13 protein-coding genes are annotated in these 15,173 nt (G+C 69.9%); all 13 read right to left on the bottom strand.

The features are described 5' to 3' along the window. Positions 1 to 40: 40 nt before the first annotated feature. On the bottom strand, positions 41 to 325 hold the full coding sequence (locus ACZ5TL_RS11245; RefSeq protein WP_468589164.1) for a YggT family protein: 285 nt from the start codon (positions 323 to 325) through the stop codon (positions 41 to 43). Between the two features lie 69 nt (positions 326 to 394). Further along, positions 395 to 1,036: a cell division protein SepF gene (locus ACZ5TL_RS11240; protein ID WP_468589162.1), complete on the bottom strand. Its 642-nt coding sequence runs from the start codon at positions 1,034 to 1,036 to the stop codon at positions 395 to 397. A gap of 128 nt (positions 1,037 to 1,164) precedes the next feature. Continuing rightward, the gene (locus ACZ5TL_RS11235) at positions 1,165 to 1,884 is read right to left on the bottom strand and encodes a YggS family pyridoxal phosphate-dependent enzyme (protein ID WP_468589161.1); all 720 of its coding nucleotides are present in this window, start codon (positions 1,882 to 1,884) and stop codon (positions 1,165 to 1,167) included. A 6-nt stretch (positions 1,885 to 1,890) separates the two neighbouring features. Beyond that, positions 1,891 to 2,622: a peptidoglycan editing factor PgeF gene (pgeF, locus tag ACZ5TL_RS11230; protein ID WP_468589159.1), complete on the bottom strand. Its 732-nt coding sequence runs from the start codon at positions 2,620 to 2,622 to the stop codon at positions 1,891 to 1,893. Positions 2,623 to 2,632: 10 nt separating this feature from the next. Continuing rightward, entirely contained in the window at positions 2,633 to 3,826 is a 1,194-nt protein-coding gene (gene ftsZ / locus ACZ5TL_RS11225; RefSeq protein ID WP_468589158.1) for a cell division protein FtsZ, read from the bottom strand. Between the two features lie 288 nt (positions 3,827 to 4,114). Then, entirely contained in the window at positions 4,115 to 4,909 is a 795-nt protein-coding gene (locus ACZ5TL_RS11220) for a cell division protein FtsQ/DivIB (protein ID WP_468589157.1), read from the bottom strand. A gap of 25 nt (positions 4,910 to 4,934) precedes the next feature. Beyond that, a complete protein-coding gene (gene murG / locus ACZ5TL_RS11215; RefSeq protein WP_468589156.1) occupies positions 4,935 to 6,032 on the bottom strand; it encodes an undecaprenyldiphospho-muramoylpentapeptide beta-N-acetylglucosaminyltransferase in 1,098 nt (365 codons plus the stop codon). A 6-nt stretch (positions 6,033 to 6,038) separates the two neighbouring features. Next, positions 6,039 to 7,403 (bottom strand): putative lipid II flippase FtsW, encoded by a 1,365-nt coding sequence (gene ftsW, locus ACZ5TL_RS11210; RefSeq protein WP_468589155.1) that lies wholly within the window; start codon positions 7,401 to 7,403, stop codon positions 6,039 to 6,041. A 138-nt stretch (positions 7,404 to 7,541) separates the two neighbouring features. Next, the gene (gene murD / locus ACZ5TL_RS11205; RefSeq protein WP_468589154.1) at positions 7,542 to 8,993 is read right to left on the bottom strand and encodes a UDP-N-acetylmuramoyl-L-alanine--D-glutamate ligase; all 1,452 of its coding nucleotides are present in this window, start codon (positions 8,991 to 8,993) and stop codon (positions 7,542 to 7,544) included. Continuing rightward, complete coding sequence (gene mraY / locus ACZ5TL_RS11200; protein ID WP_033312746.1) at positions 8,975 to 10,066, bottom strand: phospho-N-acetylmuramoyl-pentapeptide-transferase; 1,092 nt, start codon at positions 10,064 to 10,066, stop codon at positions 8,975 to 8,977. Before mraY ends, murD begins: the two co-directional genes overlap by 19 nt. After that, entirely contained in the window at positions 10,066 to 11,481 is a 1,416-nt protein-coding gene (locus ACZ5TL_RS11195) for a UDP-N-acetylmuramoyl-tripeptide--D-alanyl-D-alanine ligase (RefSeq protein WP_468589153.1), read from the bottom strand. The genes mraY and ACZ5TL_RS11195 overlap by 1 nt, the downstream gene beginning before the upstream one ends. Positions 11,482 to 11,509: 28 nt before the next feature. After that, positions 11,510 to 13,030, bottom strand: a complete 1,521-nt coding sequence (locus tag ACZ5TL_RS11190; RefSeq protein ID WP_468589152.1) for a UDP-N-acetylmuramoyl-L-alanyl-D-glutamate--2,6-diaminopimelate ligase — start codon at positions 13,028 to 13,030, stop codon at positions 11,510 to 11,512. 180 nt (positions 13,031 to 13,210) lie between these two features. After that, a complete protein-coding gene (locus ACZ5TL_RS11185) occupies positions 13,211 to 15,169 on the bottom strand; it encodes a peptidoglycan D,D-transpeptidase FtsI family protein (protein ID WP_468589150.1) in 1,959 nt (652 codons plus the stop codon). Between the last annotated feature and the right edge of the window lie 4 nt (positions 15,170 to 15,173).

Raw genomic sequence — 15,173 nt, 5'->3', positions numbered from 1 at the left:
GTCGTCGGCATTCGGCAAGACGGATAGGTCACATCGCTCATCACAGCCGGCTCACGATCGAGATCAGGATGTAGACGATGATCATCAGTACGAAGAAGGACAGGTCGAGCGCCACGCCCCCGAGACGCAGCGGCGGAATGAACCGCCGCAGAAGCTTGAGCGGTGGATCAGTGACAGTGTAGGTGGCCTCAAGAACGACCACCATCGCCTTGCCGGGTTGCCACGAGCGGGCGAACTGGAAGACGTAATCCATGACCAACCGGAAGATGAGCACGATGAGGAAGCACATCAGCGCGATGTAGACAACATCCAATGCCACGCTCATGACCTCTTGCTTCCCTCTCCCCTGTGCCCTGCTGTGTAGTGCTGTGTACTGCTTTTCCGGTGGTGCGTCTCAGCTCTGGTTGAAGAACCCGCCCTCTGCGATGCGGGCCTTGTCCTCCGCCGTGACATCGACGTTAGCAGGCGACAACAGGAACACCTTCTGCGTCACCCGCTCGATACTGCCGTGAAGACCAAACACCAAACCGGCCGCAAAGTCGACAAGTCGCTTCGCATCTGTGTCGTCCATCTCAGTCAGATTCATGATCACCGGGGTGCCCTCACGGAAGTGTTCCCCGATGGTACGGGCCTCGTTGTAGGTCCGCGGGTGAAGCGTGGTGATCCGGTAAGGCTCTCGTTCCGACACGACCTTGGGCATGATCACCGGTGCGTTCTTCTCCAGACTTGCGCGTTCTTGTGTGATGGACGCCACGGGCGCGATGCGTGCCGGGCGGCTGGATTCCGCGGCGAGCGAAGCGGAGCGGGCGGCCGGCTCGCGGGGCGCAGGCGGCTGCACGACTCGCACCTCTTCGTCCCTTTGGGGCTGATGTGAGACGTGCGACTGGTGGGACGGCTCGTGCCGTCGGCGATCCCGCTCGGGCTCCGGGTCCAGTTCGGGTTCGAAGTCGTCGTCGGGGTCGAATCCGCGGCCGTCGTACCCATCGTCCTCCACGAGGCCGAGGTAGACCGCCATCTTGCGCATCGCGCCGGCCATGCTCTGAGTCCTCCGCTCTGTGGTGGATCAGCTGACGACTGCCAAGTGCCCGCGATCCACGAGGTCCTTGATCCGCCTATCGGCGGCAATGACCATATTTTCTGCTGTGGTCCGACTTCTTGGCGACGTTACCCGAGCCTGGGGCGGACTCCGAGTACCGCACTGCCGACGCGCACATGTGTCGCTCCGGCCGCCACGGCCTGTTCGAGGTCCGCACTCATCCCTGCCGAGACCATGGTGGCAGTCGGATGACTCCGGCGCAGGTCGGTCGACAAAACCATCAACCGCTCGAACGCCGCCTGTTCGCGTCCCGCGTATTCCCCGGTGAGCGGTGCGACGGTCATCAGTCCGCCGAGTTTCAACCCGGGAGCCCCGGCGACGAGGCCGGCCAACTCCGCGATGCCGTCGGGCGCGATGCCGCCGCGCTCACCCCGGCCGCTGACCCCGGCGTCGAGTGCGACCTGGAGGAGGCACCCAAGCTCCCGGCCGACCCGGACGGCCTCCTTCGACAGAGCTGTGACGAGCTTGGAACGATCGACGGACTGCACGAAATCCGCGTAACCGGCCACCGATCGCACCTTGTTGGTCTGGAGTTGACCCACGAAGTGCCATGTGAGGGGCAGATCCGAGCAGGCGGCGGCCTTCGGGGCCGCGTCCTGGTCACGGTTCTCGGCGACGTGCCGCACACCGAGTTCCGCGAGAATTCGCACATCGCTCGCGGGGTAGGTCTTGGTGACCACGATCAGGGTCACCTCTTCGCGCCGACGCCCCGCCGCCGCGCACGCTCCCGCGACGCGCCGTTCCACTTTCGCCAGATTTGCGGCGAGTTCGTCCTTACGGTCCGTCATGCCCCATCAGTCCAGCCACACATAGCCCGCGAGCCGCCCGGTGGTGCGGTCGCGTCGGTACGAGAAGTGATCGCGCGACTCCAGCGTGCACACCGGCGACTGCCCCCGGTCGCGCACCCCGAGCCGTTCCAGCTGGGCGTGCACCCCGGCGCTCACGTCGACCGCCGGCGTTCCCCAACTCGTCTCGGCGTACGCCGCCGGCTCGATGGCGGACACCTCGGCGCGCATCGCCTCGGGCACTTCGTAACACCGGCCGCAGACGGTGGGACCGGTGCGGGCGACGATCCGGGAGGGCTCGGCGCCCAGGTCCGTCATCGCGCGTAGCGTGGCCGGGACGACACCGGCGATCAAGCCCGGCCGGCCCGCGTGGGCCGCGGCGGCGACTCTGGCGACCGGGTCGGCGAGCAGCACCGGCACGCAGTCGGCGGTGAGCACGGCGAGGGCGAGCCCCCGGCGTGTCGTGACGATCGCGTCAACCGCCGGGATCCCGGACGAGGATGTCCACGGCCCGTCCACCACCGCCACGTCCGCCCCGTGCACCTGGTTCATCCAGACCACCCGGTCCGGCTCGACACCCAGCGACTTGGCGGCCAGCTCGCGGTTGGCGCGTACGGCGCCGGGGTCGTCTCCGACCGCTCCGCCGAGGTTGAGCTCCTCATACGGAGCGGCGCTCACCCCGCCCCACCGGTCGGTGAAGGCGAAGTGGGCGCCGCTCACGCTTTCGCGCTGTCCTATCACGTCAGAAGAATCACTTGAGGAAGTCCGGTACGTCCAGTTCCTCGGCCGCGCTGTCCGAGTAGGTCCGCGGTGCCGGCGGGACCGGCGGGGCGACCGGGATGTCCTTGACCGGCTCCGGAGCGGGCTCCGGGTCCTCCTTCGGGGTCACGCTGCCGAGCGAGCCGAAGGACGGGCGGCCCTCGGTCTGCCGGGCCGGGGCCGGCTCCTCGCGCTTGGCCGAGGCCGAACCGATCACGTTCTCCCGGCGGGCCGGCGGCTGGCCGCCGTCGAAGCCGGCCGCGATCACGGTAACCCGGACCTCGTCGCCGAGGGCGTCGTCGATGACCGCGCCGAAGATGATGTTGGCCTCGGGGTGAGCGGCCTCGCTCACCAGCTGGGCGGCCTCGTTGATCTCGAACAGACCGAGGTCGGAGCCGCCGGAGATGGAGAGCAGCACACCGCGGGCGCCGTCGATGGACGCCTCCAGCAGCGGCGAGGAGATCGCCATCTCGGCGGCGGCCACCGCGCGGTCGTCACCACGGGCGGAGCCGATGCCCATCAGGGCCGAGCCGGCCTCGGACATGACCGACTTGACGTCGGCGAAGTCGAGGTTGATGAGGCCGGGGGTGGTGATGAGGTCGGTGATGCCCTGGACACCGGAGAGCAGGACCTGGTCGGCCGACTTGAAGGCGTCCAGCACCGAGACCTGGCGGTCCGAGATGGACAGCAGCCGGTCGTTCGGGATGACGATGAGGGTGTCGACCTCTTCGCGGAGTTCGGCGATGCCGTCCTCGGCCTGGTTCGCGCGGCGCCGTCCCTCGAAGGTGAACGGGCGCGTCACCACACCGATGGTGAGGGCACCGAGCGAGCGGGCGATGTTGGCCACGACGGGCGCGCCGCCGGTGCCGGTGCCGCCGCCTTCACCGGCTGTCACGAAGACCATGTCGGCCCCCTTGAGGACCTCCTCGATCTCCTCGCGGTGGTCCTCGGCGGCCTTGCGGCCCACGGCCGGGTTGGCTCCGGCGCCGAGTCCGCGGGTGAGTTCACGGCCGACGTCCAGTTTGACGTCGGCGTCGCTCATCAACAGAGCTTGCGCGTCGGTGTTGATGGCGATGAACTCGACGCCCTTGAGACCGACCTCGATCATCCGGTTGATGGCATTGACACCACCGCCGCCGACACCGATGACTTTGATGACTGCGAGGTAGTTCTGCGGTGCTGCCACGTCGAAGGCCTCTCGCCTCGAGTTACGTGTCGCCGAATCACCGTGACGCGCTGCGCCCCGCGACCCGACGACTGATGCCGAATGGGACGGTCCGTATCGCCGACCCGAACCCTAACCCTGAAGTTTAGGGTTACCAGTGTGTCTGTTCCTTGGAGTCTTCTGAACAGGACACTAAGTCGACAAGTGGCGCACGTTCAACGAACACGCCGAACCTCCCGTTTTTCTTTTCACCCTATGTGATCAGCCGTAGCACTGCCCAACCAGGGTGCTGGCCTGCGCTGATGTGCGTCAACTCCCTGATGACGCGGGCGCGGTGGGGACACTCACATCGAAGTACCGCGCATCGGGCGAGGCTTTCATCAGGGCGGTGAGTGTACGGGCCTTCGCGGCACCCTTCTCGCTGCTTCCCCAGATGACCGTGCGGCCGTCGCTCAACTCCAGCCGGATGTCGTCATAGGAACGGACCTTGACGGTCCGTGTGCCGCGCGCGACGGCGGCCGGAACGGCGCGGGCGACGCCGACCGCCTCGCGCACCAGCCGGGACTCGCCGAAGCGGCGCAGGCTCGCGGCGGCGGAGCCGGACCTCGACAGCGTCAATTCCAGTGCGGGCACGCCTTTCGGCGCCTCGGAAACCGTAGCGAAACGGACACCTTCACCGTCCACTTCGACGAACTTTCCGCCCTTTTGGACAATCAGAACCGGAGTCCGCTCGACCACTTCCAGGCCGATTCCATGGGGCCAGGAACGGACCACGTCAACCGAGTCAATTCGGGGCAGCTTTTGGCGCAGTCGCGTCTCGATCGCATCGGTGTCGACGGAAATCAGCGGCTTCCCGAGGGGGACGTCGGCGGCGGCCTCGACCTGAGCCGTCGTCAGAACCCGTGTCCCCGAGACGGAGACCCGCTCGGCGCGCAGCCAGTCGGAGCCGTAGAAGAGCCAGACCGCCGGGATGCCCAGGAAGACCAGGGCGAGGCCCAGGATGACGAGCGCGCGGAGCCGGGCCCGCCTCGAGCGCAGACGGGGCGGCGGGCCGGACGACTCCTGCTGGCGTTCACCGCGCTCGGCGGTGGTCGATCCGGCCACGCTCCCTGCCTTCCGTCATACGGTCCTATCGGTGTGCACGGCTGGCGGCGATCGCCTCGTACACCATGCCGACGAGCAGGTCGTCGGCGTCCCGGCGGCCGAACTCGGCGGCACTGCGGGACATCTGGTACAGCCGGTGCGGGTCGGCGAGCACGGGCAGGACGTTGTGCTGGACCCACTCGGGGGTCAGCTCCGCGTCGTCCACCAGCAGACCGCCGCCGGCCTTGACCACCGGCTGGGCGTTGAGCCGCTGTTCGCCGTTGCCGATGGGCAGCGGGACGTAGGCGGCCGGGAGCCCGACGGCGGAGAGTTCGGCGACGGTCATCGCGCCGGCGCGGCAGAGCATCATGTCGGCCGCGGCGTACGCGAGGTCCATCCGGTCCAGGTAACTTACCGGGATGTAGGGGGGCATCCCCGGCATCTGCTGGACGTGCGGCAGTTCGTTCTTCGGTCCGACCGCGTGCAGGATCTGGATTCCGGCCTGCTGGAGCCAGGGCGCGACCTGCTGGACGACCTCGTTCAGGCGGCGGGCGCCCTGGGAGCCGCCGGTGACCAGCAGCGTGGGCAGGTTCGGGTCGAGCCCGAACGCGGCACGGGCCTCGGGGCGTACGGCGGCCCGGTCCAGGGTGGCGATGGAGCGGCGCAGCGGGATGCCGATGTAGCGGGCGCCCCGCAGCTTGCTGTCCGGGGTGGAGACCGCGACCTGGCTGGCGTACCGCGAGCCGATCTTGTTGGCCAGACCCGGGCGGGCGTTCGCCTCGTGGATGATGATCGGCACACCGAGGCGCTTGGCCGCGAGGTAGCCGGGCAGGGCGACGTAGCCGCCGAAGCCGACCACGGCGTCCGCCTTGGTGCGCTCCAGGATCTGCTCGGTCGCCTTGATGGTGCCGCGCAGCCGGCCCGGGACGGTGATCAGCTCGGGGGTGGGCTTGCGCGGCAGCGGTACGGCGGGGATCAGCGCGAGTTCGTACCCGCGCTCGGGTACGAGACGGGTCTCGAGGCCGCGTTCCGTCCCCAGGGCCGTGATCCCCACGGTCGGATCCTGCCTGCGCAGGGCGTCCGCGAGGGCGAGCGCGGGCTCGATGTGGCCCGCGGTTCCTCCGCCGGCGAGTACGACATGCACCGAAATTCACCGCTCTCCGGACGAGCGCGCCGCCGAGGCGCGCCGTCGCATCGTGTTCCATCTCCGGGGACTCCGGCCGGAACCGGTTCCCCCAGCCCCCCGCTTTCTACCAAAGCGGGGTTGCCGCATCGCAAGCGCCGCCCGCGCAGCGGGCTCGTCGCGCGCGAAGGCGATCAGCAACCCGATGGCGAACATGGTCGGCAGCAGGGCGGATCCTCCGTAGGAGAACAGCGGGAGGGGGACGCCGGCGATCGGCAGCAGACCGAGCACCGCACCGATGTTGATCACGGCCTGGGCCGTGATCCAGGTGGTCACGCCTCCCGCGGCATACCTCACGAACGGGTCCTCCGTGCGTCCGGCCACGCGGATACCCGCATAGCCTAGAGCCGCGAAGAGGGCGAGTACCGACAGCGTCCCCGCCAGGCCCAGTTCCTCACCGGTGACGGCGAAGATGAAGTCGGTGTGGGCTTCGGGGAGTTGGCCCCATTTCTCCACACTCGCACCCAGCCCGGAGCCGAAGATTCCGCCCGAGGCGAGGGCGTAGATGCCGTGCACGGCCTGCCAGCAGTCGACCGGGCCGGACTGGGGTTCGGTGGCGCCGAGGCACTGCAGGCGGGCCATGCGGTTGGGGCTGGTCCTGATGAGGAGCAGGCCGAGCAGGGCGGCGACCGACAGCACACCGGCGAACAGCCGCGTGGGGGCGCCGGCCAGCCAGAGCAGACCGAACAGGATGGCCGTGAGGATGATCGCCGTTCCCATGTCGCCGCCGATCATGATCAGACCGAGCAGCATGAAGGCGGCCGGGACCAGCGGGACCAGCATGTGCTTCCACTGGGTCAGCAGCCTCTTGTCCTGCTTGCGGGCGAGCAGGTCGGCGCCCCACAGCACGAGGGCGAGCTTGCCGAACTCGCTGGGCTGGATCTGGAAGGAGCCGCCGAGGGCGATCCAGTTCTGGTTGCCGTTGACCGATACCCCTATCCCGGGGATCTGCACCAGGACCATGAGGAAGACGGCGCCCGCGAGGATGGGGTAGGCCAGCGCGCGGTGCAGTTTCACCGGCATCCGTGACGCGGCGAGCAGCAGGCCGGCTCCGATCGCCGCCGCGAGCAGCTGCTTGCGGAAGAAGTACGAGCCCGGCAGCGACATCTGCAGCGCGGTGATCTGGGAGGCCGAGTAGACCATCACCAGCCCCAGCACGGTGATCAGCAGACTGCCGCCGAGGATGAGGTAGTAGGCCGTGAGCGGCCGGTCCCAGCCCCTGCGTGCCCGGATGTAGAAGTTCAGGACGGGGTTGTCGCGCAGGGTCCGGGAGGGGGCGGGGCGCTTGGGGGCTCGCTGGACCGGGGGCCGTCCGGTGCGGCTGGTGGGCATCGCCGCTCACCCCGCCGTGCCGGGGGGAAACGCTTCACCGCGCAGGCCCCCGGGCCGCTGCTCGGGCCCCAGCCGCATCCGTGTCACGCGTCCCTCCCTGGTATGCCCGGCAGCGCCGCCGGGCGAGGCGGACCCGGGTCAGCCCTCGGCGGAGCCGAGCTCACGAACGGCGTCCGCGAAAGCGTCCCCGCGCTTGTTGTAGTTGACGAACATGTCCATGGAGGCGCACGCCGGAGCCAACAGCACCGTGTCACCGGGGCGGGCGAGCCGCCGCGCCTCCTGAAGCGCCGCGCGCATCGCCCCAGTGTCGGTCCGGTCGAGGTCGACGACGGGTACTTCCGGGGCGTGTCGCGCGAGGGCTTCACGGATGAGCTCGCGGTCCGCGCCGATCAGCACGGCACCGCGCAGCCGCTGCGCGGACTTGGTGACCAGCTCGTCGAAGGCCGCGCCCTTGGCGAGTCCCCCCGCGATCCACACGATGGACTCGTACGCCGCCAACGAGGCTTCCGCCGCATGCGTGTTGGTGGCCTTGGAGTCGTCGACGTAGGCGACCCCGTCCACGTCCGCCACGTGCGCGATGCGGTGGGCGTCCGGGGTGAACGCCCGCAGGCCGTCCCGTACGGCCTTGGCGGGCACGCCGTAGGCGCGTGCGAGGGCCGCCGCCGCGAGGGCGTTGGCGATGTTGTGCGGGGCCGGCGGGTTGACGTCCGCGACCTCGGCGAGCTCCTGGGCGTTCTTCTGCCGGTTCTCCACGAAGGCGCGGTCGACCAGGATGCCCTCGACGACGCCGAGTTGGGACGGCGCCGGGGTGCCGAGGGTGAAGCCGACGGCCCGGCAGCCCTCCTCGACGTCGGCCTCGCGGACCAGGTCCTCGGTGGACGGCTTGTCGGTGGCATCGGCGTTGTAGACGCAGGCGACGCGATTGCCCTCGTAGATACGGCCCTTGTCGGCGGCGTACGCCTCCATGGAGCCGTGCCAGTCGAGGTGGTCGGGGGCGAGGTTCAGCACGGCGGCCGAGTGGGCGCGCAGGGACGGCGCCCAGTGCAGCTGGTAGCTGGACAGCTCCACGGCGAGGACGTCGTACCGCTCCTCGCCGAGCACCGCGTCCAGGAGGGAGACGCCGATGTTGCCGACGGCGGCGGTGCGCAGGCCCGCCGCCTTCAGGATCGACGCCAGCATTTGGACGGTGGTGGTCTTGCCGTTGGTGCCCGTGACGGCCAGCCAGGGGGCGGCGTCGGGCCCGCGCAGGCGCCAGGCCAGTTCGACATCGCCCCAGACCGGGACGCCCGCCTGCCCGGCCGCCGCGAACAGCGGCTTGTCCGGCTTCCAGCCGGGCGCGGTGACGATCAGCTCGGTGCCCTCGGGCAGGGTGCCGCCGTCACCGAGGCGCACGGTGATACCGAGCGCCTCCAGTTCGGCGGCCTGTGCCCGCGCGCGCTCGTCGGCGCCGTCGTTGACGGCCGTGACGATCGCGCCGAGTCCGTGCAGCACCTTGGCCGCCGGGACGCCGGAGACGCCGAGCCCGGCGACGGTGACGTGCTTGCCCTGGAAGTCGAAGGGCTCCGAGGAGATCACTTGTCCGCTACCCATCCCGCGTAGAAGAGACCCAGTCCGACTACCACGCAAATGCCCTGGATGATCCAGAAACGAACCACCACGAGCACTTCGGACCAGCCTTTGAGTTCGAAGTGGTGCTGGAGTGGCGCCATTCTGAAGACGCGCTTGCCGGTGAGCCGGAAGGAGCCGACCTGGATGACCACCGACATGGTGATCAGGACGAACAGGCCGCCGAGGATGGCGAGCAGCAGCTCCGTGCGGGAGCAGATCGCGAGGCCGGCGAGCACACCGCCGAGGGCGAGCGAACCGGTGTCACCCATGAAGATCTTGGCGGGCGAGGTGTTCCACCACAGGAAGCCGAGGCAGGCGCCCATCAGCGCGGAGGAGACGACCGCGAGGTCGAGCGGGTCGCGCACCTCGTAACAGGCCGTCGGGTTCGTCAGGGTCTCCGCGTTCACGCAGGACTCCTGGAACTGCCAGACGCCGATGAACGTGTAGGCGCTGAACACCAGCACGGACGCGCCGGTGGCGAGGCCGTCCAGACCGTCCGTCAGGTTCACGCCGTTCGACATCGCGAGGATCATGAACAGCGCCCAGACGACGAACAGCACCGGCCCGATGGACCAGCCGAAGTCATGGACGAAGGAGAGCTTGGTGGACGCCGGGGTCTGGCCCTGGGCGTCCGCGAACTGCAGCGACAGCACCGCGAAGGCGATGCCGACGATCAGCTGACCGGCCATCTTCGCCTTGGCTCTGAGGCCCAGCGAACGACGCTTGACGATCTTGATGTAGTCGTCGAGGAAGCCGACCAGGCCCATGCCGACCATCAGGCCGAGCACCAGCAGACCCGAGAAGGTCGGCGCCGCGTCGACGTCCGGGTCGAGATAACCCGTGATCACCTTGGCCAGGAAGTACGCGGCGACCGTCGCGAAGATGAAAGCGATACCGCCCATCGTCGGCGTACCGCGCTTGCTGGCGTGCTCGCGCGGGCCGTCGTCGCGGATGTACTGGCCGTAGCCCTTGCGGGCCAGGAGCTTGATCAGCAGCGGGGTGCCGACCAGCGTCAGGAAGAGGCCAATGACTCCTGCGAACAGGATCTGCTTCATCATCGGGCGGAAACCTCACCCTCGGCACCGGTCTCGAGCAGCGCCTGGGCAACGCTCTCGAGGCCGACCGAACGGGACGCCTTCACGAGCACGACGTCCCCCGGGCGCAACTCGCTGCGCAACAGGTCGACCGCCGCCTGTGCGTCGGACACGTGCACCGACTCCTCACCCCACGAACCCTCGTTATATGCGCCCAGTTGCAGCCAGGCGGCTTCCCTGCCACCGACCGCGACGAGCTTGCTGACGTTGAGCCGGACGGCGAGCCGTCCGACCGCGTCGTGCTCGGCGAGAGCCTCGTCCCCGAGCTCGGCCATCTTGCCGAGCACCGCCCACGTACGACGCCCGTTGCCCATCGCCGCGAGCGCGCGCAGAGCGGCCCGCATGGACTCGGGGTTCGCGTTGTAGGCGTCGTTGACGACCGTCACGCCGTCCGGGCGCTCGGTGACCTCCATCCGCCAGCGGGAGAGGGAGCCCGCCTCGGAGAGCGCGACGGCGATCTCGTCAGCGGACATGCCCAGTTCGTGGGCGACGGCGGCCGCGGCGAGCGCGTTCGACACGTGGTGCTCACCGTACAGGCGCATGGTCACATCGCTTGCACCGGAGGGTGTGTGAAGCCTGAACGAGGGCTGTCCGGTGTCCGTGAGTCGCACGTTCTCGGCGGACACGTCCGCTTCGCCGGACTCTCCGAAAAGGAGCACCTTCGCCTTCGTACGGGTGGCCATGGCCCGGACGTAGGGGTCGTCCGCGTTGAGGATCGCGGTGCCGCCCTCGGCCTCGGACGGCAGGGCCTCGACGAGTTCGCCCTTGGCCTGGGCGATCTGCTCACGGCCGCCGAACTCGCCGATGTGGGCGCTGCCGACGTTGAGGACGAGACCGACCTTCGGGGGCGTCAGGCCGGTGAGGTAGCGGATGTGCCCGATGCCGCGGGCACCCATCTCCAGGACGAGGAACCTGGTCTCCTCGGTGGCGCTGAGCGCGGTCAGCGGGAGCCCGATCTCGTTGTTGAGCGAGCCGGGCGTGAACACCGTCGGGGCCTTGCGCTGGAGCACCTGCGCGATGAGGTCCTTGGTGCTGGTCTTGCCCGCCGAGCCGGTGAGGGCGACGAGGGTGGCGCCGAGGCGGCGTACGACGTGCCGCGCGAGGGCGCCGAGGGCGGTCTGGACGTCGTCCACGACGATCGCGGGCACGCCGACGGGCCGGGTGCCGAGGACGGCCACCGCTCCCGCCTCGACGACCGCCGCCGCGAAGTCGTGGCCGTCCACGCGCTCCCCGGCGAAGGCGGCGAACAGGCTGCCCGGCCCCGCCTCCCGGGAGTCCCGGACGACCGGGCCGGTGACCTGGACGGACGGATCCGGTATGTCGTGCGTCTGCCCGCCGACGACTTCTGCGATCTCGGCGAGGGAGAGGGCGATCACAAGTTCATCCCCTGGGTCTTCTGGATTTTCATCCCTGGGTCTTCTGGATGGCTTCGCGGAGCACCTGGCGGTCGTCGAAGGGACGGACCACACCGGCGATGTCCTGGCCCTGCTCGTGGCCCTTTCCGGCGACCAGCACGGTGTCGCCGGGTTCGGCGCGGGCGACGGCGGCGGCGATCGCGGCGGCCCGGTCCTCGAAGACCTGCACCTCGCCGCGATGGTGCGCGGGCACGGACGCCGCGCCCTGGAGCATCGTGGCGAGGATCGCGAGGGGATCCTCGGAGCGGGGGTTGTCGGAGGTCAGGGTGGCGGTGTCGGCGAGCCGGGCCGCTGCGGCGCCCATGGGCTCACGCTTGGACCTGTCCCGGTCGCCGCCGCAGCCGAGGACGATGTGGAGCTTGCCCTCGGTGACCTTGCGCAGGGCCCGCAGCACGGACTCGACGGCATCGGTCTTGTGGGCGTAGTCGACGACCGCGAGGTACGGCTGCCCGGCGTCCACGCGCTCCAGACGGCCCGGCACACCGGGTACGGCGGCGACGCCGTCGGCGGCGCCCTGCGGGTCGAGGCCGGCGACGGCCAGGGCGACGATCGCGGCGAGGGTGTTGGCCACGTTGAACGGGCCGGGCAGCGGGGACTTGGCGGCGATCCGCTCGCCCTTGGGCCCGATGACGGTGAACGTCGAGTCCAGCCGGCCGACCTCGACGTCCTCGGCGCGCCAGTCGGCGTCCGGGTGGCCCTCGGCGGAGTAGGTGACGACCGGGACGGTGGCCTCGTTCGCCAGTCTGCGGCCGTACTCGTCGTCGACGTTGACCACGCCGAGCCTGCCGCGTTCCGGCGTGAACAGCTGTGCCTTGGCCTGGAAGTAGTCCTCCATGCCGGAGTGGAACTCCATGTGTTCCGGGCTGAGGTTGGTGAAGACGCCGATGTCGAAGACGCAGCCGTCGACGCGGCCGAGTACCAGGGCGTGGCTGGAGACCTCCATGGCGACCGCCTCGACACCGCGTTCGCGCATGACGGCGAACAGGGCCTGCAGGTCGGTGGCTTCGGGGGTGGTGCGCTCGGACTTGATGCGCTCGTCGCCGATGCGCATCTCGACCGTGCCGATCAGGCCGGTGGACCGGACGGTCTTCAGGCCGCCCTCGACGAGATAGGCGGTGGTGGTCTTGCCGGAGGTGCCGGTGATGCCGATCTGGAGCAGGTCCCGGCCGGGGTGGCCGTAGATCGTGGCGGCCAGCTCACCCATCCGGGCGCGGGGGTCGTCGACGACCAGGACCGGCAGCCCGGAGGCGGCGGCGCGCTCGGCGCCGGTGGGGTCGGTGAGCACGGCGGCCGCGCCGAGGCCGGCGGCCTGGTTGACGAAGTCGGCGCCGTGCAGCCGGGCACCCGGGAGGGCGGCGTACAGGTCGCCGGGGCGCACGGCGCGGGAGTCGTGGGTGATGCCCGTGACCTCGGCGGCACTCTCCGGCGTGGAAGCACCCAGCTGTCCGGCGAGTTCCGCGAGGGGTGTGGCGGAGACCTGCGCCGGCCGGGGCGGCCCGGGGTATGTCACGGGGTGGCCCTTCTGGGTGGTTTGGGACTGATCAGCGTGTGGCACGGCGGTGAGCGTACCGGGCGCACCCGCCTCCGGGCGAAGCGAGGGGGCGGGGCTGCTGTGGTTCCCGGGGTCGGGGGTGATCGTTGTCACGAGGTGGTTCCTGGTGGGTTCCGTGCTGACCGGGCTTGCGGCCGGTCAGCGCTTGAAGGTGACCGGGAGGTTCGCGGGCTTGGCGCCGGTCGGCGGGACCTGGAGGGACTTCAGTGCGAACTCCATGACCTTCTTGTAGACGGGGCCGCAGATCTGACCGCCGAAATAGCTGCCCTGGGTGGCGTTCTGGATGGCGCAGTAGACGGTGACGCGGGGCTTGTCGGCGGGGGCGAAGCCGGCGAACGAGGAGGTGTAGCCGTGGTACTTGCCGGTGGCCGGATCCACGCGGTTGGCGGTACCCGTCTTGCCCGCGACGCGGTAGCCGGGGATGCGCGCCTTGGTGCCGGTGCCCTCCTCGTCGTCCACGACGGACTCCAGCATCCGGGCGAGGGTCTTCGCCGTTTCGGCGCTCACGACCCTGGTTTTCCTGGGCTGGGGAGCGGGCGTGTAGCGGCCGTCGGGGCCCTTGGTGCCGCGGACGAGTGTGGGGTCGACGCGGACGCCGCCGTTGGCGATGGTCGAGTACACGGACGCGGCCTGCATGGCGTTGATGGAGACGCCCTGGCCGAAAGGGATCGTGTACTGCTGCGAGGTCGACCACTTGTCGGGCGGGGCGAGGATGCCCTTGGTCTCGCCGGGGAAACCGAGCCCGGTGTAACTGCCGAGGCCGAACTTGCGCAGGTAGTCGTAGAGGACCTTGTTGGCCTCGGCCTGGGTCTTGCCGAGTTGGCCGGTGGCGAGGATGGTGCCGATGTTGCTGGACTTGGCGAGGACGCCGTTGAGCGTCAGGTACCAGGTCGGGTGGTCGATGTCGTCCTTGAAGAGCCGGTCGCCGCGGTGCAGCCGGTTGGGCACGACGACGTGGGTCGAGGCGGTGGCGGCGTCCTCCTGGAGGACGGCGGCCATCGACATGACCTTGGCGGTGGAGCCGGGCTCGAAGGCGTCCTGGAGGGCCGCGTTGCCGAGGGCTGCCGGGTCGGCGTCGGACAGGTCGTTCGGGTCAAAGCCGGGTGAGTTGGCCATGGCCAGGATCTGGCCGGTGCGGGTGTCCTGGACGATGACGTAGCCGCGGTCGGCCGCGGACTCCTTCACCTGGTCGGCGATGGCGTTCTGGGCGGCCCACTGGATGTCCCGGTCGATGGTGAGTTCGACGTCGCTGCCGGGGACGGCCGGTGTCTCCGTGGAACCCGCGGTGGGGACGAGGCGGCCGCCGGACTGGGCGTAGCGGATCTTGCCGTCCTTGCCGGCCAGTTGCTTGTTCAGCTGGAGTTCGATGCCGCCGCCGGGCTTGCCCTCGGCGTTGACCCAGCCCAGTATCCCGGCGGCGAGGTCGCCGTTGGGGTACACGCGCTTGCTGGTGGCTACGGAGAAGACACCCGCGAGGACGTTGTGCGCGGACTTGTCCGTCTCCTCCTTCTTGGCGAGCGCGGTCTTCAGGTCCTTGATCTGCTTCCAGACCTGCGGGGTCTGGCGGGAGGCCAGCTTGACGTAGCGCAGGGCCTTGTTCTTCGGCCGGAGCTTCTTGACCAGGGTCTCCTGGTCCTGGCCGAGGATCGGCGCGAGGAGCGCGGCCGCCTGCTCGGGCCCGTCACCGATCTTCAGCCGGTCGGGGGCGAACATCGTGGGGTCGGCGGTGATGTCGTAGGCGTCCTCGCTGGTCGCGAGCGCCACACCGGACCGGTCGGTGATCTCGCCCCGGTCCGCGGCCAGCACCTGCCCGACGTAGCGGTTCTGTTCGGCCTTGGCGGCGTACGTGCCCGCGTCGACGGCCTGCACCTGGAACAGCCGGACGACGAAGGCGGTCAGGACCAGGGTCAGCGCGAGCCCGACCAGGCGCAGCCGGGGGCGGGGGCTGCCCAGCCGGAGCGGCTTGGGTGCCGCCGGACGGCCCGGTCCCGGCCGCCGGGCCGGACGCGCGCCGGGCCCGGGACGGCGCCGGGCGTCCGGGCGGGCGGACCTGGCGGGACCGGGCACGCGGCGGCGCGGGGGTTCCCTGTCGGACACTTCC

This window comes from Streptomyces sp. NPDC033136 (assembly GCF_055578235.1).
Note: the sequence above shows the minus strand (reverse complement) of the source record. Positions and strands in the feature narration are given on the sequence as shown.

Coding starts and splice junctions, on each gene's coding strand:
- ACZ5TL_RS11245 (WP_468589164.1), bottom strand. CDS start 325: ATGAGCGTGGCATTGGATGTTGTCTACATCGCGCTGATGTGCTTCCTC.
- ACZ5TL_RS11240 (WP_468589162.1), bottom strand. CDS start 1,036: ATGGCCGGCGCGATGCGCAAGATGGCGGTCTACCTCGGCCTCGTGGAG.
- ACZ5TL_RS11235 (WP_468589161.1), bottom strand. CDS start 1,884: ATGACGGACCGTAAGGACGAACTCGCCGCAAATCTGGCGAAAGTGGAA.
- ftsW (WP_468589155.1), bottom strand. CDS start 7,403: ATGCCCACCAGCCGCACCGGACGGCCCCCGGTCCAGCGAGCCCCCAAG.
- murD (WP_468589154.1), bottom strand. CDS start 8,993: ATGGGTAGCGGACAAGTGATCTCCTCGGAGCCCTTCGACTTCCAGGGC.
- mraY (WP_033312746.1), bottom strand. CDS start 10,066: ATGAAGCAGATCCTGTTCGCAGGAGTCATTGGCCTCTTCCTGACGCTG.